At 39.1% G+C, this 23,521-nt stretch carries 20 protein-coding genes; 4 read left to right on the top strand and 16 right to left on the bottom strand.

Annotated features, from left to right (window positions below; all coding sequences use genetic code 11):
* Positions 1-33: 33 nt before the first annotated feature.
* From P9Q65_RS06065 to tgt, 9 genes are all read right to left on the bottom strand, one after another.
* The gene (locus tag P9Q65_RS06065; RefSeq protein ID WP_304508474.1) at positions 34-663 is read right to left on the bottom strand and encodes a TetR/AcrR family transcriptional regulator; all 630 of its coding nucleotides are present in this window, start codon (positions 661-663) and stop codon (positions 34-36) included.
* A gap of 148 nt (positions 664-811) precedes the next feature.
* Complete coding sequence (locus P9Q65_RS06070; RefSeq protein ID WP_304508475.1) at positions 812-1,744, bottom strand: nucleoside hydrolase; 933 nt, start codon at positions 1,742-1,744, stop codon at positions 812-814.
* The gene (locus P9Q65_RS06075) at positions 1,741-2,682 is read right to left on the bottom strand and encodes a nucleoside hydrolase (RefSeq protein ID WP_304508476.1); all 942 of its coding nucleotides are present in this window, start codon (positions 2,680-2,682) and stop codon (positions 1,741-1,743) included. The genes P9Q65_RS06070 and P9Q65_RS06075 overlap by 4 nt, the downstream gene beginning before the upstream one ends.
* A gap of 73 nt (positions 2,683-2,755) precedes the next feature.
* A complete protein-coding gene (locus P9Q65_RS06080) occupies positions 2,756-3,700 on the bottom strand; it encodes an ABC transporter permease (RefSeq protein WP_304508477.1) in 945 nt (314 codons plus the stop codon).
* The gene (locus P9Q65_RS06085) at positions 3,700-4,812 is read right to left on the bottom strand and encodes an ABC transporter permease (RefSeq protein ID WP_304508478.1); all 1,113 of its coding nucleotides are present in this window, start codon (positions 4,810-4,812) and stop codon (positions 3,700-3,702) included. Before P9Q65_RS06085 ends, P9Q65_RS06080 begins: the two co-directional genes overlap by 1 nt.
* Complete coding sequence (locus tag P9Q65_RS06090) at positions 4,802-6,370, bottom strand: ABC transporter ATP-binding protein (protein WP_304508479.1); 1,569 nt, start codon at positions 6,368-6,370, stop codon at positions 4,802-4,804. Before P9Q65_RS06090 ends, P9Q65_RS06085 begins: the two co-directional genes overlap by 11 nt.
* Before the next feature lie 302 nt (positions 6,371-6,672).
* Positions 6,673-7,806 carry a BMP family ABC transporter substrate-binding protein gene (locus tag P9Q65_RS06095; protein ID WP_304508480.1) on the bottom strand — a complete coding sequence of 378 codons (1,134 nt, stop codon included), beginning with the start codon at positions 7,804-7,806 and terminating at the stop codon, positions 6,673-6,675.
* A 411-nt stretch (positions 7,807-8,217) separates the two neighbouring features.
* A complete protein-coding gene (gene yajC, locus P9Q65_RS06100) occupies positions 8,218-8,673 on the bottom strand; it encodes a preprotein translocase subunit YajC (RefSeq protein WP_304508481.1) in 456 nt (151 codons plus the stop codon).
* 112 nt (positions 8,674-8,785) lie between these two features.
* Positions 8,786-9,922: a tRNA guanosine(34) transglycosylase Tgt gene (gene tgt / locus P9Q65_RS06105; RefSeq protein ID WP_304508482.1), complete on the bottom strand. Its 1,137-nt coding sequence runs from the start codon at positions 9,920-9,922 to the stop codon at positions 8,786-8,788.
* Between the two features lie 243 nt (positions 9,923-10,165).
* Here tgt and P9Q65_RS06110 point away from each other — a divergent pair, with 243 nt between their 5' ends.
* Entirely contained in the window at positions 10,166-11,299 is a 1,134-nt protein-coding gene (locus P9Q65_RS06110) for a THUMP domain-containing class I SAM-dependent RNA methyltransferase (protein ID WP_304508483.1), read from the top strand.
* Positions 11,300-11,416: 117 nt separating this feature from the next.
* Here P9Q65_RS06110 and P9Q65_RS06115 read toward each other — a convergent pair whose 3' ends face one another.
* The 6 genes from P9Q65_RS06115 to uvrC are packed head-to-tail and all read right to left on the bottom strand — an operon-like array spanning position 11,417 to position 17,329.
* On the bottom strand, positions 11,417-11,659 hold the full coding sequence (locus tag P9Q65_RS06115; protein ID WP_304508484.1) for an HPr family phosphocarrier protein: 243 nt from the start codon (positions 11,657-11,659) through the stop codon (positions 11,417-11,419).
* Entirely contained in the window at positions 11,656-12,615 is a 960-nt protein-coding gene (gene whiA, locus P9Q65_RS06120; RefSeq protein ID WP_304508485.1) for a DNA-binding protein WhiA, read from the bottom strand. The genes P9Q65_RS06115 and whiA overlap by 4 nt, the downstream gene beginning before the upstream one ends.
* 38 nt (positions 12,616-12,653) lie before the next feature.
* On the bottom strand, positions 12,654-13,532 hold the full coding sequence (gene rapZ, locus P9Q65_RS06125) for an RNase adapter RapZ (protein ID WP_304508486.1): 879 nt from the start codon (positions 13,530-13,532) through the stop codon (positions 12,654-12,656).
* 26 nt (positions 13,533-13,558) lie between these two features.
* Complete coding sequence (murB, locus tag P9Q65_RS06130) at positions 13,559-14,467, bottom strand: UDP-N-acetylmuramate dehydrogenase (RefSeq protein ID WP_304508487.1); 909 nt, start codon at positions 14,465-14,467, stop codon at positions 13,559-13,561.
* A gap of 12 nt (positions 14,468-14,479) precedes the next feature.
* Positions 14,480-15,412: an HPr(Ser) kinase/phosphatase gene (hprK, locus tag P9Q65_RS06135; RefSeq protein WP_304508488.1), complete on the bottom strand. Its 933-nt coding sequence runs from the start codon at positions 15,410-15,412 to the stop codon at positions 14,480-14,482.
* Between the two features lie 54 nt (positions 15,413-15,466).
* Positions 15,467-17,329, bottom strand: coding sequence for an excinuclease ABC subunit UvrC (gene uvrC, locus P9Q65_RS06140; RefSeq protein ID WP_304508504.1), 1,863 nt, complete (start codon positions 17,327-17,329; stop codon positions 15,467-15,469).
* A gap of 221 nt (positions 17,330-17,550) precedes the next feature.
* On the opposite strand from uvrC, the gene P9Q65_RS06145 reads away from it, so the two are divergent.
* The 3 genes from P9Q65_RS06145 to P9Q65_RS06155 all read left to right on the top strand — a co-directional run bounded on the left by P9Q65_RS06145 (position 17,551) and on the right by P9Q65_RS06155 (position 21,821).
* A complete protein-coding gene (locus tag P9Q65_RS06145) occupies positions 17,551-18,438 on the top strand; it encodes a tyrosine-type recombinase/integrase (RefSeq protein WP_304508489.1) in 888 nt (295 codons plus the stop codon).
* The gene (locus P9Q65_RS06150; RefSeq protein WP_304508490.1) at positions 18,431-19,531 is read left to right on the top strand and encodes an IS91 family transposase; all 1,101 of its coding nucleotides are present in this window, start codon (positions 18,431-18,433) and stop codon (positions 19,529-19,531) included. Before P9Q65_RS06145 ends, P9Q65_RS06150 begins: the two co-directional genes overlap by 8 nt.
* Positions 19,532-20,180: 649 nt before the next feature.
* Positions 20,181-21,821: a CotH kinase family protein gene (locus P9Q65_RS06155; RefSeq protein WP_304508491.1), complete on the top strand. Its 1,641-nt coding sequence runs from the start codon at positions 20,181-20,183 to the stop codon at positions 21,819-21,821.
* Between the two features lie 60 nt (positions 21,822-21,881).
* Here P9Q65_RS06155 and P9Q65_RS06160 read toward each other — a convergent pair whose 3' ends face one another.
* The gene (locus P9Q65_RS06160; protein WP_304508492.1) at positions 21,882-23,510 is read right to left on the bottom strand and encodes a putative polysaccharide biosynthesis protein; all 1,629 of its coding nucleotides are present in this window, start codon (positions 23,508-23,510) and stop codon (positions 21,882-21,884) included.
* Between the last annotated feature and the right edge of the window lie 11 nt (positions 23,511-23,521).

Below are 23,521 nucleotides of genomic sequence, written 5' to 3' on the forward strand. Positions count from 1 at the left end.
CACTCCGATGAAGGAGATTTTATTATAAATCCCTTATCTTTGAAAAAACATCTCTGATTTATTCCATAGCATTTGCTTATCAACATTCAGCATTTTATAAAGTACGGTTATTAATGCTTGAAACATACGTTGCCGATCCATTTGTTGAATTTGAAAAATTCCATCATCCAAAAGGGTCAAAGCAGATGCTAAGAAAATCTGCATGTATTCCCGGGGATACTCAGCTTGAAAATCGCCCTTTTTAATTCCTACTTCGATGACATTTACCAGTATGGGTGTAAGTGCTGTCACCGTAGCAGATAAGGATTTTTGATGCATCAGCACATTCTCCGGTTTATGCATTTCCTCCAATAAACCCGATGGCATCTCATCTTCTATGCGAATAGATAGGAAGATGTGCATCAATTTGTCTATTGGCGGAAGTTCTGCTCTCTTTGCCGCGTCCTCTGCTCTGCCAATAATAATCTCTGTTGTTCTTTCAACGATTGCATCCAATACTTCTTCCTTCGATTTAAAATAATGATAAAATGTTCCTTTGGCAATTCCTATTTCAGTCAAAATATCATTCACACTACATTGCTCATATCCTTTTATAGAGAAGAGGGTTTGTGCAGTATCTAGAATTTCTTTTTTTCGTTCATTATGTTCTTTTACTTGTCTCATGATTTATACCCCTTTTCATTTTAGACCGACCGTCGGTCTATTTATGATTATATTATTGTCTTTTATTTCTTTTGTCAAGTATTTTTTTCATTCCGTGAAATTATCCAAAAAACCCTCTACCCAATTCTCGTTGGGTAGAGGGTTACTCTTAAAATTTAGCCATTAACGTTTTCACTTTTTCTATAAAAGCCTCTCGATTTATATCAGTTATAATATAAGCGTTATGCTCCATTTGTTTATCACTATATAAATCTGTAACCGTCTTACCACAGGTTAACTGGCCTTTTGTTTCCACACGAATTCCTACATGGTGAGTCTCAAAAATACTATCGTCTACCGTATATAATACAGCCACAGGATCATGGAGGGCAACCCCTTTATAACCCCATCCTAAGTATTTCTTAAGGCCACCTTGCAGTACGTCACGAAACAATTTTGCCTGGAACGATCCAAAGGCACCGATTTCTTCGATTTCCTCCGCTGTCATATATGCTTTTAAAGTAACATCTAATCCACACATATAAACAGGCACACCGCTGCAAAATAGCATATCAGCCCCTTCTGGATCAACATAAATATTGAACTCCGCAGAAGGTGTCACGTTGCCGCCAATTGCAGCACCACCCATGATTACAACTCGCTTGATTAAACTCGGTAAATCTTTATATTTTGAAAAAGCAATGCCCAAATTGGTCATGGGACCAACTGCAATAATTATCAACTCCCCATTGCACTCCTTTGCAATACGGTAGATCGCATCCCACGCTTTTTCTTCCCCGATTTCAGTATTGATGATCTCCTTGGGGTATGCAACACCCCCAAAACCATCACTACCATGAAATTTTTCAGCAGTAACAGCTTCACGAAACATAGGTCTATCCGCTCCCATAAAAATGGGGACGTCTTTTCCCATTGCATGTCTTACTTTTATAGCGTTTGCTGTAGTTTTATCAACGCCAACATTCCCTGCAACTGTTGTAATTGCACGAATATCCAATTCTTCCAATCGACTTGCTAACAATAATGCCGCCGTATCGTCAACACCCGGGTCACAATCGATAATTACTGGGAAACGATTCATTTTACCACCTCCCCATATACACTAATTGCTTCAACCAATAAATCAACAAATCCCTGTCTATCTATTCCCAGTAAAACTTTTGCATTTGGTGCCTTGCCCAATACTTGATTAAAATCAGCAACAGTTGCTCCTTTACAAAAATCTCCTGTTGTTTCAACCTGAATAAACAAGTCTCTGGATTCCATAATTTCCGGCTTAATCAGAGCTGCAACTGCAACTGCATCATGCACTGGCGCACCTTCATAACCAATACTTCTATGAAACTGATAAAAAAATTCCAGCCAATCAGCTACAATTTCAGCCACATGATTTCCAAGCGCACGTATTCTTTCAAAATCTTCCGGAAAAATCATAGCTTTCTCTGTTACATCCAACCCTGACATAATAATAGGTATTCCAGATTTAAATACTACATCCGCAGCCTCGGGATCAACCAAAATATTAAATTCTGCCGCAGGAGTCCAGTTTCCATGTTGAACCCCGCCACCCATCAATGAAATCTGTTTAATATTTTTTTTCAATTCAGGATGTGCCAAGAGTAACGCTGCAACATTTGTTAAAGGACCTGTGGGTACAATCGTAATAGGCTCATCACTCTCACGGATTACTTTTGCCATTAGTGTAACTCCATCCATATCAACAACTTCAAAATCAGGCTCCGGTAATTCCGGACCATCCAATCCTGATTCTCCATGTACCGTTGGCGCTATGATTGGATCTGCAATTAAAGGGCGAACACGGCCTTTTGCCGTTGGCACATGTAAGTTGATTAAAGTGCAAATACGCAGGGCATTATATGTGGTTTTTTCAATTGTTTGGTTACCACAGCAAGATGTAACAGCACGAATATCAAGAACAGGGCTTGCTTTCGCCAAAACCCAAGCAATGGCATCGTCATGCCCTGGATCGCCATCTAAAATAATAGGTATCCTTTTCATCTTTTCCTCCTGTTTTTCCTTTTGACAGAGAAAGTTGGTAAGTTCAAAAGAACTCCCAACTTTTTCTTACATATTATTTGTCACTATCTTTAAAACGTTTTACTTTCTTAATGGTACTCATTGCATAAATTACCAATCCGATAATTGTAACTGCATAAGGGATGGAAGCAACCAAATAGGATGAGAATCCCTGCATGCCTTCCATCTTGTTACCCAAAGCACTTGCAAAACCAAACAACAAGGATGATAACATAGCTCCAACAGGTTCCCCTTGTCCCATGGCCTGAGCAGCCAAGGCAATAAACCCACGACCCGCAACAATACCAATATTCCAGCTCTGAGAATAATACATAGACATATAAGCACCACCCAGACCTGCTAATGCACCGGAGATGGCCAATGCAATATACTGTGTTTTTAATACGCTAACACCAACACTATCCGCAGCATTAGGGTTTTCCCCTACAGCACGAATTCTAAGTCCCATAGCAGTTTTGTACAGCAACACCCACACAAGAATAACCAGAAGGAATGCAACATAGGTTAATACGGAGTGTCCTGAAAAAATCTGTCCGATCACAGGAATATCTTTCAGTAAAGGTATATTCACCTTAGGCGTTAACATATTCGGCGTTGTAAGGCTTGCGGTATTTCCCTTCAAACCTGTAAAAAGATATAATAGAAAAACAGTTCCGCCGCCGCCCAATAGGTTAATGGCAATACCCGCTAAAATAATATCTGTTTTTAATTTTAAAGCAAAAACTGCCATAATCATTGCAACCAAAACACCAATGACTACAGCGCCTACTACGCCAATAAGCCAACTGTTTGTCCAGTATGAGAAAAGCACACCGAATAATGCAGAGATCATCATAATCCCTTCGAGACCAATATTTACAACACCGCCCTTTTCGGCTACAACCGCTGCTAAAGCGGCAAAAAGAATTGGTGATGTAATACGAATAATAGAATATCCGAAGCTGGCCGAAAAAACCATGTCAACTAACTGATGAAACATTACGCATTACCCCCTTCCCCTGAGGTGGCTAATTCTTTTTTATGCAATTCTTCTTTTGCGTCCTTCACAACAATTTTCTGACGTGTACCAGACAAGAAGTGTTCCGCTGCAAAGAATAAGAAAATAACAGCCTGAATAATATCTATCATTTCTGCGGGAACGCCTGCGTAAATAGACATTAACTCACAGCCTCTATTTAAATAAGAGATAAACAATGCAGCAAACGGTATCATGATAGGGTTATTCTTGGCAAGAATTGCAACGGTAATACCTGTCCAACCGTAACCCGGCAAATCCAACCACTTGAAAGCATTTTCTCTGCCCAAGATTTCGATAGCGCCACCCATACCGGAAAGCATACCGCCAATAACTTGGGACAAAACAATAATACTGCCAACTTTCATTCCTGAATATTTTGAAAAAGACTCATTAATCCCAATCATACGGATGGAGTAGCCCCAGCGAGTACGATACATAAAATACGCTACAATAACCGTTGCTAAAATTGCAATAGCAAAGCCCCAGGACAACTCTGAGGTGGGAATTATTTTGGGTATAATTGCAGTATTCAAAAATGGATATGTTTGCGTAGCACCTTTACTTCTATCAGCAAATACATTATTCAGAAAATGTAAAATAATATACATAATAACGTAGTTCATCATTAAAGAACATACCATTTCACTGGCTTTTAACTTTACCTTAATTACAGCTGGAATAATCATGATCAAACCGCCCATAATGGTACCTGCAAGTACGGCAACCAGAATATGAACGCCAGAGGCCATTGGAATATAAATTCCCAAAAGCGCAGCAACAAAACCGCCTAACATAACAGCACCCTCGCCGCCTAAGTTGAATTGATTTGCAGAAAACATTACGCAAACCGCTAGACCGGTAAAAATGATCGGCGTCATACGAGCTAAAATAGTAAAAATTGATTTTGTATTTAAAGCACCATTACTAATAATTGGCTTAATTAACAGACATTCCAATGCTTTTCCAGGATCGTCAGCGCAAATCAAAATTAAAATAAATGCAACGAAAATTGCAATTGCAATGGCTATGAACCCACGGAAAATTTCGAACATATTATAATGCTTATTCTCCATGTAAAACCCCCCTTATCTCCTCAGCATCTTGCTGTTTTAAACCTAACATATACTCACCCATAATCGTGTCATTTAAAACAGAAGTATCTTCAAAGTAAGCAGCAATTTTACCGTTATACATAATGATTAAGCTATCGGAAAGCTCCATTACCTCGTTTAAATCAGCAGAAACCAAAAGAACAGCTGCACCTTCACGGCTGAGTTCCACCAATTTTTTACGAATAAATTCTGTAGCACCAACATCAATACCACGAGTTGGCTGATCGGCAATAATTAAAACAGGTTCACTGGAAAATTCTCTGGCAACAACAACTTTTTGAATATTTCCACCTGAAAGCATACCAACCGGCTGTCTGCGGGATTTGCAGAGAACTTTATAATCTTTAATTAATTCGTCGCTATCTTCATGCATTGCCTTTAAGTTAAACAAAAGTCCATTATTATATTTTTTTTCAGATGCACGATCGCTCATTAAGTTTTCTTCAATGGTTCCTGCGCCCGCAATACCAAATGTCATTCTATCCTCTGGAATTAAAGATACACCCATATCACGAATTTCTCTCTGGGGGCGGCCCAAAATATTCTTTCCGTTAACCTTTGCTAAACCATTATCGGGAACATTTAAATTGAAAAGCATTTCAACCAATTCCCTCTGCCCGTTGCCTTCAACCCCTGCGATACCTAATATCTCACCTTTTCTTACATCGAAAGACATTTTGTCCAGCATTTTTTTATTCCATTCATTGGTATATTCAAGGTTACGAACACTTAAAACCACATCTGTAGGCTCTGCTTTTTCCTTCTCAACTGTAAGAACAACATCACGCCCAACCATTAAGCGAGAGATTTCCTCTTTTGAAATATTTGCAGTTTCATGTACACCCATGGACTTACCACCACGCATAATCGTAAGTCTATCCGTAATCTGTTTGATTTCGTTTAATTTATGAGAAATAAAGATCAAGGTATAACCCTGTTCTTTTAAATGTATTAATTCTTTAAAAAGCTCTTCTGTTTCCTGGGTTGTTAATACTGCAGTGGGCTCGTCCAAAATAAGGATTTTCGCACCACGTACCAAAGCTTTTAAAATTTCAACTTTTTGCTTCATACCAACAGGAATATCTCTTACCTTTGCGTGTGGATCCACAAAAAGATTATATTTTTTTGAATATTCCTCAGTAATTTCAACCGCTTTTTTATAGTTGATAAATAATTTGTTTCCTTGCTTCGGCTCCATACCCAAAACCATATTTTCGGCTACAGTTAAGCTTGGAACCAGCATAAAATGCTGATGTACCATTCCAATTCCTTTGGAAATCGCCACAGTTGGTGACGAAAGTGAAACTTTTTCTCCATTAATAATGATTTCTCCTTCAGTCGGCTGTTCCAAACCAAATAGCATCTTCATTAACGTAGATTTGCCGGCACCGTTTTCACCCATAAGTGCATGAATCTCCCCACGCATTACATTAAAGTCGACCCCTTGATTTGCGGCAACACCGTTTGGATAGACTTTGGCGATTCCCTTCATTTGAACAACAAGATTGTTGTCGGACATTTTCGGTTCCCCCTCCTCTTTTGCATTTTGTTCATTTGAGCAGAAAGTTCATTGATTTTTAATTTTCCATGCACCTTCAAAAAAATCCTTTTATAAATAAAATAAATGAAAAGGATTTTTTTCACGACACATCGTTTTTTCTTTTTCATATTCTATCATAATTTTTCAAATAATAGTATGAAAAATTACGTTTTATTTCAATAAATCCCTATTTATAATAAAATTAATGCATCAATGGTAAAAGGGGAGCATAAAAGCCCCCCCTAAGTATTATCAGCATATTAATGCTTGGATAAAATTCATCAAGGTTTAACAGATTCCCTTAACTGCTGAACTTCATCTGTTTCATTTCCAATTGCTGTAGGAACTACGATATCGCCACTAGAAATGCCTTCAATTGCAGCGTTTACTTTTTCTTTTACAGCATCAGGTGTTTTGCTATCATAGTTTTTATCTGTAACCATGCCAATGCCGCCTTCTTTCATACCCAATAAAGTATGTTCACCGAAGTGTTCCTTGCCTGCATCCCATTCATCAAAGAACCAAACAAGAGAGTTTCCAATATTCTTTAAACCGGATGTCAAAGTGATTGCTGCCAATTCAGGAGAGAATGTCAATTCCTGATCGGAGTCAACGCCAATGAAGTATGCTTTTCCTGTTTCCAAAGCAGCTTCAGCAGCACCGTTACCGGAGTTACCAGCTACGCCCCAGATAATATCACAATGCTTATCGTTAATCATGGATTCAGCTAATTCTTTTGCCTTTGCAGGATCAACATAGCTGTTTACATATCTTGTGTCAATTTTAATGTCAGGGTTGGAGCTCTGTGCACCCAAAATTAAGCCATACAAGAAGTCATTGATTACAGGGCTATCAACACCGCCAACAAAACCAATAACAGCATCCTCGTTAATACCTTCAACACTTGTTTCTGTTGTCATTGCACCAGCATAAACACCAACCAAGTAACCCAGGTCATTCTGCGCATAGCTTAAGTTTGCAACGTTAGGCAATTCATAGGTTGTATCATCATAGATGAGGTATTTCTGATCGGGGAACTGTTCTGCAACATTTTTCAAATAATCAGGCATCTGATATGTGCCACAAACAATGAGGTCATATTCGCCAGACCTGGAAACTTCATCCAGGGTACTCTGCCATTTTGCCTGATCCTCTGTTGTACCACCCATTTCAATGGTATTGTACTCGATTCTGCCATCCTCCTGCAGCTTGTTCAAGCCTGCTTCAGCAGAGTCAAAAAAGGACTTATCTCCTAAAGTACCATTTACCAAGTTACAAACCTTATAAACTTTTGTTTCACTCTGTGTGGCATCTCCATTATCTGCGCCTGTGTTTGCCTCATTTGTGCTGCCGCAACCAGCCAGCATAGAAACAGCCAGTGCTGAAGCAAGAAGCATGGAAAGCAATTTTTTCATAGTTTTTCTCCCTTTCTTTTTGCATATTTTTTAAACTAAAATTTGCAAAAGCATATAAAAAGTACAAGCCTTTGCATAAGCATATTTTACCTCTAATGCTCAATTTTGTCAATAAAACACCCTAATTTGATAAGAAAATTGTAAAAAGTGTTCGTTATTTTACGACAAAAGTTTCTATTTATTTGTTTTTTATATTATAAAGCGATATTCAAAATGGATATTCGCAAAAATTTATGTAATTATTTACCAATTTTATATTTTTTTGAAAACATACTTCTTTGAATAAAGTCTTTTTTGTTTTTATTTCACATTAAATCCTAAGTTATTTCTAAAAATCTTGCCTTTTTTATATAACTCTCACAAAAAAAGACTCCATTTAATATAGAGTCTTTAGAGTCTTTTTTTAATCAATTATTCTTCATTACGGCGAAAAAGACCTTTTTTCTTCTTCGGCTGCTCAGCCTGAACAGGTGCTTCGTTAGATAAGTTTGGTTCTCTCTTTCCTAATACTTCACCCTTTAAAACAGGAATCCGCACTCCCTTATTTATGCCGAACTCGATAATAAAGCTTTCGTATGTGATATCCACAACCTTACCAAACATACCACTGTTTGTTATGATGGAATCACCAACGGCAATAGCACTTCTCATTTCGGCCAGCTGCTTTTCTCTTTTTTGATTGGGTCGTACAGAAAGGAAATACATAACCCCCACAAGGAGTACGCAATATAATACGATTAACATAATCGGATTGCTTGATGCAAGAGAGCCGAAAATATTTCCACTGGAAGACGATGCAGCAGCAGTATCCCCGCTACTGGGCAAAATTGCAGTGCTTGAATCTAATAAAAAAGGTACGATTGACATTTGTATCTCTCCTAACATATTTTTCTGTAAGCTTGAACCAAAAAAATTCGATTCATAGCTTTTCACCAGTATCTAAATAATTATATATAAAATTTAATTTAACGTCAAGGAATTATTTCCCTTTGGCTTGCTGAAATCCTTCTAATTTTGCTTTTTTGTATTCCGGAAAACGTCCTTCATCCAGAGCAAATCGTATTTCTTCCATCATCGTATTGAAGAAATGAAGATTATGCATAACGCATAGCCGCATCGCCAACATTTCCTTCGCTTTGAAAAGATGTCGAATATACGCCCTCGTATATCTACGACATACCGGGCAATCACATGTTTCATCAATGGGAGCTTCGTCCAATTCATATTTTGCATTCATAAGGTTTAGCTTTCCACCATTGGTATATACATGAGCATGACGTCCGTTTCTAGCAGGTAAAACACAGTCAAAAAAGTCAATGCCCCTTTCTACCGCTTCCAATATATTTTCAGGCGTACCTACCCCCATTAAATATGTGGGTTTGTTTTGAGGTAAATAGGGAACAACTTCTTCCAATATATGGTACATTTCAGCATGGGTTTCTCCTACCGCAAGACCACCTACAGCATACCCATCTAAATCCAACTCAGAAATCCGTTTCGCATGTTCAATTCGAATATCGGCATAAGTTGCACCTTGATTTATTCCAAAGAGCATTTGTTTTTTGTTAATAGTATCGTCCAGGGAATTCAATCTCGTCAGTTCCTTTTTGCAACGCTCCAACCAACGAGTAGTGCGAGCTACAGAAGCCTCAACATAAGGTCTTTCGGCAGGAATTCCAATACATTCATCGAAAGCCATGGCAATGGTCGAAGCAAGGTTGGATTGGATTTGCATACTCTCTTCCGGCCCCATAAAAATCTTTCTGCCATCAATATGGGAACTGAAACGTACGCCTTCCTCCGTTATTTTTCTAAGAGATGTTAAAGAAAACACCTGAAAGCCACCAGAATCCGTTAAAATGGGCTTGTCCCAAACCATGAACTTATGAAGCCCGCCCAGCTGTTTCACAATTTTATCTCCGGGACGCAAATGCAGGTGATAGGTGTTTGAAAGTTCAACCTGACATTTGATCTGCTCTAAATCCTCCGTTGAAAGTGCACCTTTGATTGCAGCCAAAGTTCCAACATTCATAAATACCGGTGTTTGTATTATTCCATGAGGTGTGTGAAACTCACCACGTTTCGCCCTACCGCAAGTTTTTAATAGTTTATACATAATTCTCCTCGTTTCTTTTTTCATACGTAATCATTATAATAACGTTTTTCCAATTTTTAATCAAGGGAATTTATTTATTTTAAATATAAAATAAGTTGTATTTCCTTTAGCTTTTCATGATAACATGTTATAATATATCAAACTACTCGAAAGAATAAGATTACTTCTTTAATTTATATAAAATTTCATAATTTATATATTATTTTCGAGGTATACTATTGAAAAATGAACGGAGTTTGAGAAATGAGTATAGAATTAATTGCAAGTACAACCTTCGGGCTGGAATCTGTTGTGAAACGTGAATGCCAAGCCCTTGGATTTCAAAATATCCATGTCTCCGATGGTAAAGTGGAGTTTACCGGAAATGAAAAAGATATTGTAACAGCAAACCTTTGGTTGCGCTGTGCCGGAAGAGTATGGGTAAGAATGGGTAGCTTTACCGCGGTTACCTTTACAGAATTATTTGATGGGACGAAGGCTTTACCTTGGGGCGATTGGATTCCTCAAGATGGAAAATTTACCGTAGTAGGAAAATCGGTGAAATCCACACTTTTCAGCGTTCCCGATTGTCAGGCCATTGTAAAAAAAGCAGTGGTTGAAAAATTAAAAGAAAAATATAAAACCGATTGGTTCGATGAAACCGGCGCCTCTTATACAATCCAAGTGGGTATCTTAAAAGATGTGGTAACCTTGGCTATTGATACTAGCGGCTCCGGCCTGCATATGAGAGGATACCGTGCAAACGCTTTGGATGCTCCTTTAAAAGAATCCATTGCTTCTGCCATGGTTCAGCTTAGCTATTGGCGCAAAGATCGAATTTTGTTGGACCCTTTCTGCGGTTCGGGAACAATCCCCATTGAAGCTGCCATGCTTGCAAGAAATATTGCACCTGGATTACAAAGAAAATTTGCCAGCGAAGAATGGGAGCGCATCGGAAAAGAACTCTGGAAAAAAGGTCGCGCCGAGGCATACCAAGCAATCGATTATGATGTTACACCTGAAATTTACGGAAGTGACATTGATCCTGCAGCCATTGCCCTTGCCAAAGAAAATGCGGAAAAAGCCGGCGTGGACGACTGTATCACCTTTGAAGTAAAGCCTTCTCAAGAGATAACTTTACCTGGAAAATATGGTGTCATCATAACCAACCCTCCCTATGGTGAGCGTATCGGCGAGCTAAAAGATGTAGAAGAAATGTATCGTACTTTGGGTGCAACGATGAAAGAGGATACTACATGGTCAACCTATCTAATCACATCTATGGAATATTTTGAAACGCTGTTTGGCCGAAAAGCCGACAAAAAAAGAAAACTGTTTAACGGTCGTATTAAAACAGATTATTATCAATTTGAAGGCCCTAAACCACCCCGCTCTTAAAATAAAACTGCATTGCTAAAAACTATTTTGGCAATGCAGTTTCTTTTCGATTATTATAAAAAATGTAATATCCCTCATAATTGAAGGGGCAATAAAATTATAAATTAGTATAATTGCTTAGCATAAAACTGAAGCCAATTCTTCAACAGCCAATGCTTCATCAGCGCCATCCGCAATAATTGTAGCGGTTTGTCCTTCTTGCATGTTTAACGCAATTGTTCCCATAATGCTTTTTGCGTTAATTTTTTTTTCATTTACACTCACTTGAATTTCAGAATTAAATTTACTTGCTGTCTGCACAAAATAAGCTGCCTGTCTTGCGTCTAAAGATGTTTTGATTGTCACTGTTCTCTGTGTCATTTTTCTTCACCCTTACCCTCTCTGAGCGTCTCTGCTAAGTTGCTGATTTTCCGCAGTCTGTGATTTACACCAGATTTGCCTACCGGCTCCGCTAAATAAGTTCCCAATTCCTTTAGACTGATGTCCGGATATTCCAACCGAAGTCTTGCTACTTCCTGCAATTGCTTTGGAAGCTTATCAAGCCCAATAGTTTGTTGGATATATGTAATATCTTCCAATTGCTTGACCGCTGCAAGTACCACTTTATTAAGATTCGCCGTTTCACAATTTACTTTTCTGTTAATATCATTTCGCATTTCCTTCACGATTCGAACATTTTCCAGATCCATTAATGCAATATGCGCTCCCATAATATTTAGCAAATCAACGATTTGCTCTCCCTCTTTCAGGTACACAATAAAATGGTCTTTGCGTTCTACCACTTTTGAGTCAAGGCCAAAGGTATTTACCAAATCTCTCAGCTGCGTTGCCAAATCATGAGAAGGCAGCACAAACTCTAAGTGATAGTTTTTTTCGGGGTTGTTTACCGAGCCAACCGAAATAAACGCCCCTCGGATGTATGCACGACGACAACATATACTGCTGACCACCGTAGGATACATCTTATTTCGAATGGTCGGCATACCATTCCTAGTCAACAAGATACCTGTTGCGCTAAGTAATCTTTCAACTTGGTTAGAATTTTTTAGTAAAAGAACATAAACCTTTGATCTGCGTTTTTTACCGCCGGATTTGATAAATATTTCACTGTTAATATTAAAAGTATTTTTCAATAATGTAAAGCATTTTTTCGCAACAAGATAATTTTCGGTTTGAATTTTTAAACAAAAAGAATCCTTATATAATGCAATATGACCACAAATATTTACAAAGGCTGAGAGTTCAGCAATGCTGCAATGTCTCCCATTTCCAAAATGTTCGTACAACTCTTGCTTTACCTTAGATGAAAATGACAAATTTGCGCCTCCTTTCAACTTTTTTCGTTTATCAACAATTAAGGTTGTTTTCTGTGGCGTGTATCCTTCTCAATATCATTATGCTTCAGTAAAAGTGTATGTTTGTCCCTATCTAAAGCATTATATAAAGCGTTTGCCAAAGTCACCGAACGATGCTTCCCACCTGTGCAGCCAATACTGATTACAAGGCTATTCTTCCCCTCTTTCACATAAAGAGGCAATAAAAATTCAACCATTTCTACCAATTTTTTCAAGAAATCCTTGCTTTCTTGAAAAGACATGACATAATCGCTTACTGCAGCATCATTTCCGGTCATTTCTTTTAACTCCTGAATATAAAAGGGATTTGGCAAAAATCGCACATCAAAAACCAAATCACTATCTACTGGAATGCCATACTTAAATCCAAAAGAGCAAACTGTAACAACCAGACTTTCAAAATGCTGATTTTCCATGAAAATACGGTTTATTTGAGCCTTTAACTCTCTTGTAAGTACATTTGTGGTATCCAAAATGTAGGTTGCACGACTCTTTACTTCCTTTAGCATCTCCCGTTCTTGAAGAATGCCATCTTCAATGGATCCTTTTCTGGAAAGAGGATGACTGCGGCGTGTTTCTTTATAGCGTTTAATCAGAGTATGATCCGATGCATCCAAAAAAATAATTTCATATTGATATCCTTTTTTTTCTAAGGTAAACAACACATGAAATAAGTCGTTAAACAACTTTCCACCGCGGATATCTACCCCCATGGCAACACGCTCAATTTCCCCTTCTTGTTCATAGCAAAGCTCTGCAAACTTGGGAATCAATGCCGGAGGTAAATTATCTACGCAGAAAAAATTAATGTCCTCCAAAAACTTTAGAACAGACGACTTTCCTGCGCCGGACATACCCGTAACAATTACAAATCTCATAGAAAATCTTCTCCTTTGTAAAGCACCTAACTCTCTCCGACAATTTTCACTTCTGTTTCCAACATAACACCGAATTTTTCAAAAACAGCCTGCTGGCAAAAAGCGATTAAGTCTAGAATATCCTGGGTGGTAGCTTTTCCTATATTAATGATAAACCCTGCATGCTTCTCTGAAACCTGACCACCACCAATAGTCTTGCCTTTTAAGCCCGCATCCTGGATCAGTTTTCCCGCAAAATAGCCTTCCGGCCGTTTAAAGGTACTTCCCGCGCTGGGAAATTGTAAGGGTTGTTTTTCTCGCCTTTGCTCACCAAGCTCTGCCATTCTTGCCTTAATAGTATCCCGATTCCCTTTTTGCAATTTTAAGGTAGCCCTCAAAAGAATATATTCCTCTTTTGGCAAGATGCTGTGGCGATAAGACAGCTCTAAATCTTCCACAGGAATTGTTTTTCGCTCCATTTCTTTTGTGAGAACTTCAACAGAGACTAAAACATCTCTCATTTCCCCGCCATAGGCCCCTGCATTCATGGTAGCGGCGCCCCCCAATGTCCCGGGAATACCTGACGCAAATTCCAATCCTGTTAGGCTATTTTCAGCCACCTTTGCCGACAGTGCAGCCAGTAATACACCACCTTCAGCGTAAACATATTCTCCATCTATTTCAACGTTCGACATTCTTCCGCCAATCTGCAGAACTGCACCTCGAATGCCCCTATCCCTTACCAAAAGATTGCTTCCATTGCCGATTACCAAAAAGGGGATGTCGTACTCTTGTAAAATACGAATACTTTCCCTTACTTCCTCCAAATCAGAGGGCATAATAAAAATATCCGCAGGACCTCCCGTCCGAAATGTGGTATGCCCATTCATTGGTTCATCCGTTAAAACGGCATTCTTGCCCAACAATATGCGTAACTTCTCTACTACTGAATCCATATAGTCACCTTCCTATTTTGTCTCAGCATGATTGGTTTGCAAAATCCTCTTTTCCAGTTCTTTTGCTGTGTGATACCCCATTTTCTTTTGGCGATTGCTAATTGCCGCAGATTCACAAATTACAGCAACGTTTCTGCCCGGACGAATGGGAATGGTATTACAAAGTACTTTATTCCCTAAAATTTCCATATATTCCTCGCTCAAACCCAAACGGTCATAGGAGCCCTTATTACCATCCCAAATCTCCAGCTTTATAATTAGGTCTATAGATTTTAATTGCTTCACAGCACCAATACCGAATAATTCTTTTACATTAATAATACCAATTCCCCGCAATTCGATTAAATAACGAATCAGCTCAGGGCAACTGCCCACTAGCGTTTGATCGGCAATTTTTTTAATTTCCACGGCATCATCGGCAATTAAACGATGTCCTCTCTTAATTAATTCCAGGGCAGTTTCGCTTTTTCCGATTCCGCTGGCTCCTGTAATTAAAACACCTTCGCCATAAATATCTACCAAAACTCCATGCATTGTTACACGTTCTGCCAACTCTCCTCTAAGCCACATTATCATTTCTGCGGCAAAATCCGTGGTAGTTTTACAGGTTCTGAAAATTGGTATATCGTACTTTCTTCCATAGAAAATCATTTCCGAAAAAACTTCTTGGTTTTTACAGATGATTAAGCAAGGAATATGACATTCAAACAAATGACAAATTGCCTCATCCCTTGCCAGTGCATCCAGCGTTTGTAAATAGCTGTGCTCCACTCTGCCTATAATTTGTAATCTATCATTATCAAACCTATGGTAAAACCCTGTTAGCTGTAATGCAGGGCGGTTTATTTCCTTTCGGGTAATCACCCGATTTGAAATATCTACCTCAGGTAAAACATTCTCTAATTGAAATTCTTCTACAATTTTCGTTAATTTTGCACTATACATGAAAACCTCCTTACACTACAGGCTTGTACTCATTGTTATCATAACCGAAAACGATTAATTTTGCAATTCATCCTGATGGAAAAAAGCATAAACCTGCTCTGAAGAAGGAATGTTCATTTCCTCAACCTCTAAAAGATCTGCCACTTCCGCTTGGGCAATTTCTTCAATGGAACCGAAATGGCGCATTAATGCCTTTCTGCGAATTTCTCCAATGCCTTTTATATCATCTAAAACTGAATGCAGCGCCTTTTCTTGCCGTAGCTTCCTATGATAAGTAATAGCAAAACGATGTACCTCATCCTGTATTCTGGTTAAGAGGCGAAAACCTTCAGAAGTAAAGGGTATTTTAATTTCTTCTCCCTCAAATAAAAGCCCTCGTGTACGATGTCTGTCATCCTTTATCATGCCGCAAACAGGAATATCCATTCCAAAAGATGCTAAAACCTCTTGAGCCGCCCTCACTTGAATCTTACCACCATCCATAAAAATCAAATCTGGCAAACGGGTAAAACTGCTGGTATTTCCTTCAGCTTTTTCTCGCAAAGCATGATTCAACCTACGGGTAATCACTTCTTTCATTGAAGCATAATCATTTGCACCAACTACAGTTTTAATGCGAAACTTTCGATAATCACTGTTTTTTGCCTTACCATCCTCAAACACCACCATAGACCCAACGGATTCAAAACCTTGTGTATTGGAAATATCATAGGCCTCCACACGTTGAAGTCGCTGACTAAGTCCCAAAACCTGCCGCAATTCCTCCATTGCTCCTTTGGTACGTTGTTCCTCTTTTCGCAACTTCTCACCAAATTGCTCAAAAATAAGCATGGCATTCTTATGGGCAAGCTCAACCAACTTTTGTTTTTCTCCTTTTAATGGGACAATAAAAGTTACCTTTCCACCTTTTTTTTCACTAAGGTATTGTGTTAAAAGCTCTTTTTCCTCAAAAACCAAGTCTTCCTGAAGAATAATTTCCCGGGGAATATAAGCAGTGCCTGTATAAAACTGCTGCACAAACGCAGTTAAAATTTCACTACGGCTTTGTTCCTCAGGTGCAGTCATTGTAAAGTTTTCCCGCCCTGTCATTTTTCCACCTCGTATAAAGAAAACCTGTACCAAGCACTCATGGAACGCACGGGCCATAGCAACAACATCCGCATCTCCCACAGAAATGTTTGCCATTTTTTGCTTTTGGGCAATGCTCTGCACCGAACGAATTTTATCCCTTAATGAAGCCGCTTTTTCAAACTCCATATTTTCGGCGGCTTCCGCCATTTCCTCTTCCATTTTTTTTCGGATTCCCTCGTGCTTCCCCTCCAAAAAATCCATCGCATCTTTTATAAATTCCTTATATTCTTGGGAAGTTATTTTGCCGCTGCAAGGTGCAAGGCATTGACCAATATGATGATTTAAACATGGTCGTTCTTTGCCAATTTCTTTTGGCAAATTCTTTTTACATTTTCGAATGGGAAAAAGCTTATGCAATGTTTCTACGGTTTCTTTTACAGCCAAAACATCAGTATATGGACCATAATACTTGGCTTTATCTTTATCCATACGTCGTGTGATAAAAATACGTGGAAAATCCTCCTGAATCGTCACTTTGATATAGGGATAAGTTTTATCGTCCTTCAGCATGATATTGTAATAGGGCTCATACTGCTTGATCAAATTACATTCTAAAATTAAGGCTTCCAATTCTGAATCGGTAACAATATACTCAAACTCCACAATTTGGGGAACCATTGCACGGGTTTTTGCAGTCTGATTTTTACTGCTTTGAAAATATTGTCGAACTCTATTTTTTAAATTAATTGCCTTTCCCACATAAATAATTTCACCATTCTCATTCTTCATAAGATAAACGCCGGGTTTTTGTGGCAATTTCTTTAATTCTTCACTAATGTCAAACACCATATCACCTTCTCTCCAATCCTTTGCAGGTATCCAAAAAACAAGTGCAAAGGAAATCCTCTGAAACTACTGACAGGAAAGGTACTGAAACCATAGCACTAAACCGCTAGCGCGGTGGCTATTTCCGAAACCACATATTACCCTGTTAAAACTGCTGAAACACGGCAGTTTTTTCTTTTTTTAGATACAATGGAATCATCACTTTATAAGGAGATGATTCTATGACTAATGAAGAAGTTTATGTACGAGCTTATGAAGAAATCAAACTAAGGGGGCTATCGCCACACACCGTTGAAGAATACCTTGGGAAACTAACTTTATTTCTCAGATACTTCAACAACCGTCCAATCGAGACAATGGGTGAAAACGAGATCCGTGAATTTCTTCTCTACCAACTGGATTCAGGTAAATCATCTGGAACCGTAAACATCTACAATAGTGCCTTGCGTTTTATTTTTGGTGCTGTATTAGGACGAAACCTCAATTATCAGCTCATTCCCAGACGTCGCCAATATCGTCCTTTGCCATCTATTATGAGCAAAAGTGAAATCGTACGGTTCTTTTCCACCATTAATAATCTTCGGGATAAAGCAATCTTCGAAACTGTATACGGTGCGGGATTGCGTATATCAGAGGTGGCTCGGCTACGTGTTCAAGATATAGATAGTGAGCAGATGCGCATCTTTGTCTCTCATGGAAAAGGTGGAAAAGAACGTTATACAATCCTTTCTCAACGAAATCTTGAGCTTCTCCGAGAGTATTGGAAGCACTATCGTCCCAACCATCCAGATGGATATCTATTTTATTCAAGAGGAAGAAAGAACAACGTCATGACCACTAGGGCAATTCAAGACGCATTCCATAGGCACTGTAAAAATGCCAATCTTCCCAATACATTTACTGTTCACACATTACGGCATTGCTACGCCACACACCTACTGGAGTCCGGCGTAGAAGTATGCTGCATCAAAGAATTATTAGGGCATACCTTTATCCAAACAACATCATTTTACCTGCATTTAAGCAATACCAATCAATTGGTTCAAAGCCCGTTAGACACTCTACCAAAAAAGCGTGGTCGCAAGTCAAAGGTGAAGTCCAATGCCTGAGGTGCAAGATATTTTCTCTCAGTACGGAGAAAATTATCGCAGAAAACATAAAATGTCTATTGTACAGCATAAGGCTATGAATGCAATTCAGAACTGCAGAACTGCCCGGCTCGGCGGGCATATGGATAAATGTCCATCTTGTAACTATGAACGACCATCCTACAATTCCTGTCGCAACCGACATTGTCCCAAATGTCAAACCCTTTCCAAGGAACGTTGGATTGATGCACGGAAAGCAGATTTACTAAACATCGGTTATTTTCATGTTGTGTTTACTGTTCCACAAGAACTGAACTGGCTAATCTACAAAAACCAACGTGCTTGCTACAATCTGATGTTTCGGTGTGTTGCAGAAACACTGCAAGAGCTATCCTATGATAAAAAATATTTAGGTGCATCTATTGGGTTTACAGCCATACTTCACACTTGGGGTCAGAATCTTTGCTTTCATCCACACATACATTGTATTGTTCCTTCTGGTGGATTAACTACTTTAGGTAAATGGCAACCCTCACGCAAAAAGTTTTTTCTGCCCGTACGGGTTCTTTCACGTAAATTTCGAGGGAAGTTTCTGGCGTTGCTAAAGCTCCACATACCTGAAATAGAACAAAACCTAGTGGATCTGTGCTACCAAAAAGAATGGGTTGTTTATTGCAAACCACCGTTTAAGGATGCCCCTTGTGTTGTTGAATATCTCGGCCGTTATACTCACCGGGTAGCGATTTCCAACAATCGTATTCTCAAATTAGAAAACGGTACCGTTACCTTTAAATGGCGGGATTACCGCGACAACAGTCGTTGGAAAGAGATGGTACTAAATGTTGACGAGTTTATAAGACGCTTTCTTATGCATATCTTACCACAAGGGTTTATGAAGATAAGACACTATGGATTTCTCTCCAGCCGAGGCAAACAAAAGAAATTGATAATATGTAAAATTCAAACCAGAACTAGTCTTGCCCCCAAAGAAAAGCTTTCTGCCGAACAACTTATCCAAAGAATTCTCGGCAGAAAACCATCTCAGTGTCCACACTGCGGACACTCCGGTTTGCTCAGAACCGGACTTTCTCCGCCAGTAGCCAAAACTGCATAATCCAGGCAATGTTTACCATTGCCTTCAAAGCCTGTTTCAGGAACAGGCTAGCATTGCTACGCTTATTTTAACAGAAAATGGTATGGTTTTACAAGAAAACACCTCATATACTGCTTAAAAGTGTGCTCATTCTATGTTTTTTTGAAGGAAATAAAGAATACTTTTCCCATAGCATATGTAATCCGAACGCGGTTTCGCGCTATGGAATTATCCAACCAAAGGCAACTGGGTCTCTACTCTGTTGCTTTTTTTGAGCCTTTACTCGGATAATTCACTACTCATAATGGGTACCTCATAAATTACAAATAGTTAAAACTATATAGAACCTTTTTTCAGTAAAAAGAAAAAGAGAAGCGCCAAAGGCTTTTGTGGGAATTTCCCTACCTTTTCTTCTCCTGCCTATTTTATGCTATTATAAAATATTTTCTCTGTATTTGAAAGAGGTTTCACAGAAATAGTTTTAACCCATTTGTTTTTTTCTTTGGTAAAATGCCATTTTTCCTGTTTTTAAAAATCAGTTTCAAAAGACAAACCATCACTGATTAAAACAGATGATAAAATCTATTTTTCAAATTTCAGCTGTTTTTAAGGTTGATTTAATTTTAAGTTGATAAAGTAACAAGATACAAATATTGAAAGGATGAAATATATGAAACGAACGGTTCCTCTTTTATTCAGTCTGACCCTTTTGTTTGGCACTACAGCTTGCAGTAAAACACCTACGGAGAGTCAGCAAACTGAAGCAACATCATATGCCAACGCCCTTTTCGATGACAGCTATGTACATACCATAGACATTCAAATCGACCAAGATAATTGGGCTGACTTGCTGGAAAACCCTATGGACAAAACGAAATATGAAGCTAACGTTACCATTGACGGCAACTCCGTTGAAAATGTTTCTTTTTCAACAAAGGGAAACTCCTCCCTTTCTCAGGTGGCCGGGAGCGATAGTGACCGCTATAGCTTTAAAATCAACTTTGGTAAATTTGTTGATGAACAGACCTATGATGGTTTAGACAAATTAAACTTGCAAAATATCTTTTCCGATGCAACCTACATGAAAGATTATCTTAGCTACGAGATTATGGAAGAATGCGGAGTTGCCGCGCCACTAAAAAGTTACGTTTCTCTCTCCATTAATGGGGAATTATATGGCTTATATTTGGCACTGGAAGACTTAGACGCTTCTTTTCTGGAAAGAAATTATGGTGAAGATTACGGACAGCTTTATAAACCGGAGACAGCAATGTTAGGAAATATGAAGCAACGAGACAAGAACAACATGGATCCTCCTGATGGGATGGAAATGCCTGATGGGGCGAAGATGCCTGATGGGACAGAAGAATCCGAAGAGATGAATCCCCCTGAAAATAACGAACAAGTGCAAACGAAAGCCGATGGAGAAAATTCAGGTGCACCCAAGGATATGGGGCAGCCCCATGACGGCGGTATGGGCATGGGCGGCACTGCAAGCGGTGCTGATCTTGCCTACACTGACGATGAAATTTCCAGTTACTCTGATATTTTTGACAACGCACAAACGGATCCTACCGATGAAGATAAAGTACGTGTCATTGCCGCATTAAAACAATTATCTACGGGAGAAAATCTGGAAACATGCGTAGATGTTGATGCTGTAATTCGTTATTTTGTGGCACATAACTTCGTAATAAACGGTGACAGCTATACCGGCTCTATGCTCCACAACTACGGGCTTTATGAAGAAAATGGTGTCCTTACCATGCTTCCTTGGGATTATAATTTAGCCTTTGGTGGTTTCCACATGAATGGTGATGCAACCAGCATCATTAATGAAGCAATCGATACCCCATTAAATTCAGAAAGTATTGGTAAACGACCCATGTGGGATAAGATTATGGCGAACGACGAAAATATTCAGCTATATCACCAATATTTTAATACGTTAATTACTGATTACTTTGAATCCGGAGAATTTGAAAGCACGGTTAACCGTATCTCCACTATGATCCGACCCTATGTTGAAAATGACCCCACCGCATGGTACAGTGTGGATGAATTCGATACAGCGGTAGACACCATTACCCAATTCTGTTTGCTTCGTGCACAGAGCATTCGCAGTCAGCTTGACGGCACCCTTGCCTCAACTACAGAGGCCCAAGAAGCAACTAATTTGATAGATGCCAGTGGAATTGATATTTCTGCCATGGGCAGTCAAGAAAAAGGGAACGGTCACGAAGGCGGTCAAGGTGATTTTCCTGGAGAAATGCCAAGGGAAAGAAATACGGAACAATCGAACAAAAACTAACTTTTAAAAGACAGACAAAAAACCTCAAAATTGCTGGAAATCAACAATTTTGAGGTTTTTTTATATTAGATGAAACTGATTTAATAACCCAACAATTTTTCGCCCCATAGGTAAGCTATTCAAATCTTCTTCCACAATTCCACCAATCAACAGCATAACCATTGCGTAAATTCCCATGGCAAAGAAAACAGCAATTATGGTTGCCAATGCATTGTTTGGATAAAGCATCATCATAACATGGTATGCTGCCAATGCCGTAACTCCCATAGCTGTTGCGCCGGCAATTGGTTTTAAAAATGTGCCCATCATATCGAATCTAACACCCGTAATTCTGGAAAGCATGATTACGTCAAAAACAGCTGCAACCAGATAGCACCCTGTTGTAGATAAAACTGCCCCCAGTACGTTTAACTGTGGAATGCCAATTAATAGATAATTTAAAATGACCTTTGCAATTGCACCTAAAACTGCACCCACAACAGGAATTTTAATATGGCCTATCCCCTGTAGAATGCCCGTTGCAGTTTGACATAAGGCAAGAAACAATATAGAGATTGCACCTACTGTCAATAATGCGCCGCCTTCCGATGCCAGAGGAAATAATAAGTGAATGATAGGGCCACCTAAAACGCCAATCCCCACTGCCGCCGGGACAGAAATAATCATAGAAATACGAAAAGTCAGATTCATTTTCCTACGAACTTGCTTATATTCCCTTAGTTTCACCGAGGCGGCAATACTTGGTAACGCTGCCGTTGCCAAAGCAGTAGATATAGAAACCGGCAGTGTTGTTAAAGTAACATATTTGCCCGAGAGTTGCCCATATAAATCCATGGCGCCATCGTGAGTATAACCTGTGTTTTCCAAAATGCGGGTAACCATATTCATATCTATTAAATTGGTAATGCTAAATACTGCCGTCCCCGCAATAATGGGCCATGCTGTTTTCAATAGTTCTATTGCTGTATCTGCACGGCTTTCCTCAAAAGACTGATGACATCGCCTCATCTTTTTTCTGATTGTTGGCCTGATTAAAAAATAACTGAACAAGACCACCAAAAGTCCGGCAGCAGCACCAATTCCCGTGCCCGCAGTACCTCCTGCCGCGCCCATAGAAATGTTTTTTTCTCCGGCACTCACACCATAGCTAAGAAGTACATACGCAAGATAAACGCTAAAGAAAGCATTGAAGATTTGCTCCACTATTTGGGAAATTGCCGTGGGAACCATGGTATTCATGCCCTGAAAATACCCTCTGTAAGCCGACATAACTGCCACAATAAATATGGTAGGTGAAAGGGTTAAAATACAGTAATAGCTTTCCGGAGCATTGGCAAAAACTGCAATCTGCCGCCCAAAAATACTAAGAGAAACTGCAAATAGCAATCCTAAGGAACCTGAAACAATCAGAGCGCTTTGGAAAACTCTATGGGCATTTCGGTACTCCTTCACTGCAATTCTCTCAGAAACCATTTTTGAGATGGCAGCAGGTAAGCCCGCTGAAGAAAGTATCAGCAAAAAGGTATAGATGTAGTAACCCGCACTGTAAATTCCATTTCCTCGATCCCCTATCATGTTTGTCAGGGGCACTCGGTAAACAAAACCTAAAAAGCGTACAAGGATACCAGCCGTCGCTAAAATGGCGGCCTGCTTGACAAAGGAACTTTTTCTTTTTGTTCTTTCTGCCATATCGCACCTCT

The organism is Anaerotignum sp. (genome assembly GCF_030625865.1).
Classification (GTDB): domain Bacteria; phylum Bacillota; class Clostridia; order Lachnospirales; family Anaerotignaceae; genus Chakrabartyella.

What these genes read in the sequence shown, in the direction of transcription:
- P9Q65_RS06110 (WP_304508483.1), top strand. Translation starts at nt 10,166, where the DNA reads ATGAGTATAGAATTAATTGCAAGTACAACCTTCGGGCTGGAATCTGTT.
- P9Q65_RS06080 (WP_304508477.1), bottom strand. Translation starts at nt 3,700, where the DNA reads ATGTTTCATCAGTTAGTTGACATGGTTTTTTCGGCCAGCTTCGGATAT.
- P9Q65_RS06070 (WP_304508475.1), bottom strand. Translation starts at nt 1,744, where the DNA reads ATGAATCGTTTCCCAGTAATTATCGATTGTGACCCGGGTGTTGACGAT.
- tgt (WP_304508482.1), bottom strand. Translation starts at nt 9,922, where the DNA reads ATGTATAAACTATTAAAAACTTGCGGTAGGGCGAAACGTGGTGAGTTT.
- P9Q65_RS06145 (WP_304508489.1), top strand. Translation starts at nt 17,551, where the DNA reads ATGACTAATGAAGAAGTTTATGTACGAGCTTATGAAGAAATCAAACTA.
- P9Q65_RS06160 (WP_304508492.1), bottom strand. Translation starts at nt 23,510, where the DNA reads ATGGCAGAAAGAACAAAAAGAAAAAGTTCCTTTGTCAAGCAGGCCGCC.
- P9Q65_RS06065 (WP_304508474.1), bottom strand. Translation starts at nt 663, where the DNA reads ATGAGACAAGTAAAAGAACATAATGAACGAAAAAAAGAAATTCTAGAT.
- yajC (WP_304508481.1), bottom strand. Translation starts at nt 8,673, where the DNA reads ATGTCAATCGTACCTTTTTTATTAGATTCAAGCACTGCAATTTTGCCC.
- P9Q65_RS06075 (WP_304508476.1), bottom strand. Translation starts at nt 2,682, where the DNA reads ATGAAAAGGATACCTATTATTTTAGATGGCGATCCAGGGCATGACGAT.
- P9Q65_RS06090 (WP_304508479.1), bottom strand. Translation starts at nt 6,370, where the DNA reads ATGTCCGACAACAATCTTGTTGTTCAAATGAAGGGAATCGCCAAAGTC.
- P9Q65_RS06095 (WP_304508480.1), bottom strand. Translation starts at nt 7,806, where the DNA reads ATGAAAAAATTGCTTTCCATGCTTCTTGCTTCAGCACTGGCTGTTTCT.
- P9Q65_RS06150 (WP_304508490.1), top strand. Translation starts at nt 18,431, where the DNA reads ATGCCTGAGGTGCAAGATATTTTCTCTCAGTACGGAGAAAATTATCGC.
- hprK (WP_304508488.1), bottom strand. Translation starts at nt 15,412, where the DNA reads ATGTATAGTGCAAAATTAACGAAAATTGTAGAAGAATTTCAATTAGAG.
- murB (WP_304508487.1), bottom strand. Translation starts at nt 14,467, where the DNA reads ATGGATTCAGTAGTAGAGAAGTTACGCATATTGTTGGGCAAGAATGCC.
- P9Q65_RS06155 (WP_304508491.1), top strand. Translation starts at nt 20,181, where the DNA reads ATGAAACGAACGGTTCCTCTTTTATTCAGTCTGACCCTTTTGTTTGGC.
- P9Q65_RS06085 (WP_304508478.1), bottom strand. Translation starts at nt 4,812, where the DNA reads ATGGAGAATAAGCATTATAATATGTTCGAAATTTTCCGTGGGTTCATA.
- rapZ (WP_304508486.1), bottom strand. Translation starts at nt 13,532, where the DNA reads ATGAGATTTGTAATTGTTACGGGTATGTCCGGCGCAGGAAAGTCGTCT.
- P9Q65_RS06115 (WP_304508484.1), bottom strand. Translation starts at nt 11,659, where the DNA reads ATGACACAGAGAACAGTGACAATCAAAACATCTTTAGACGCAAGACAG.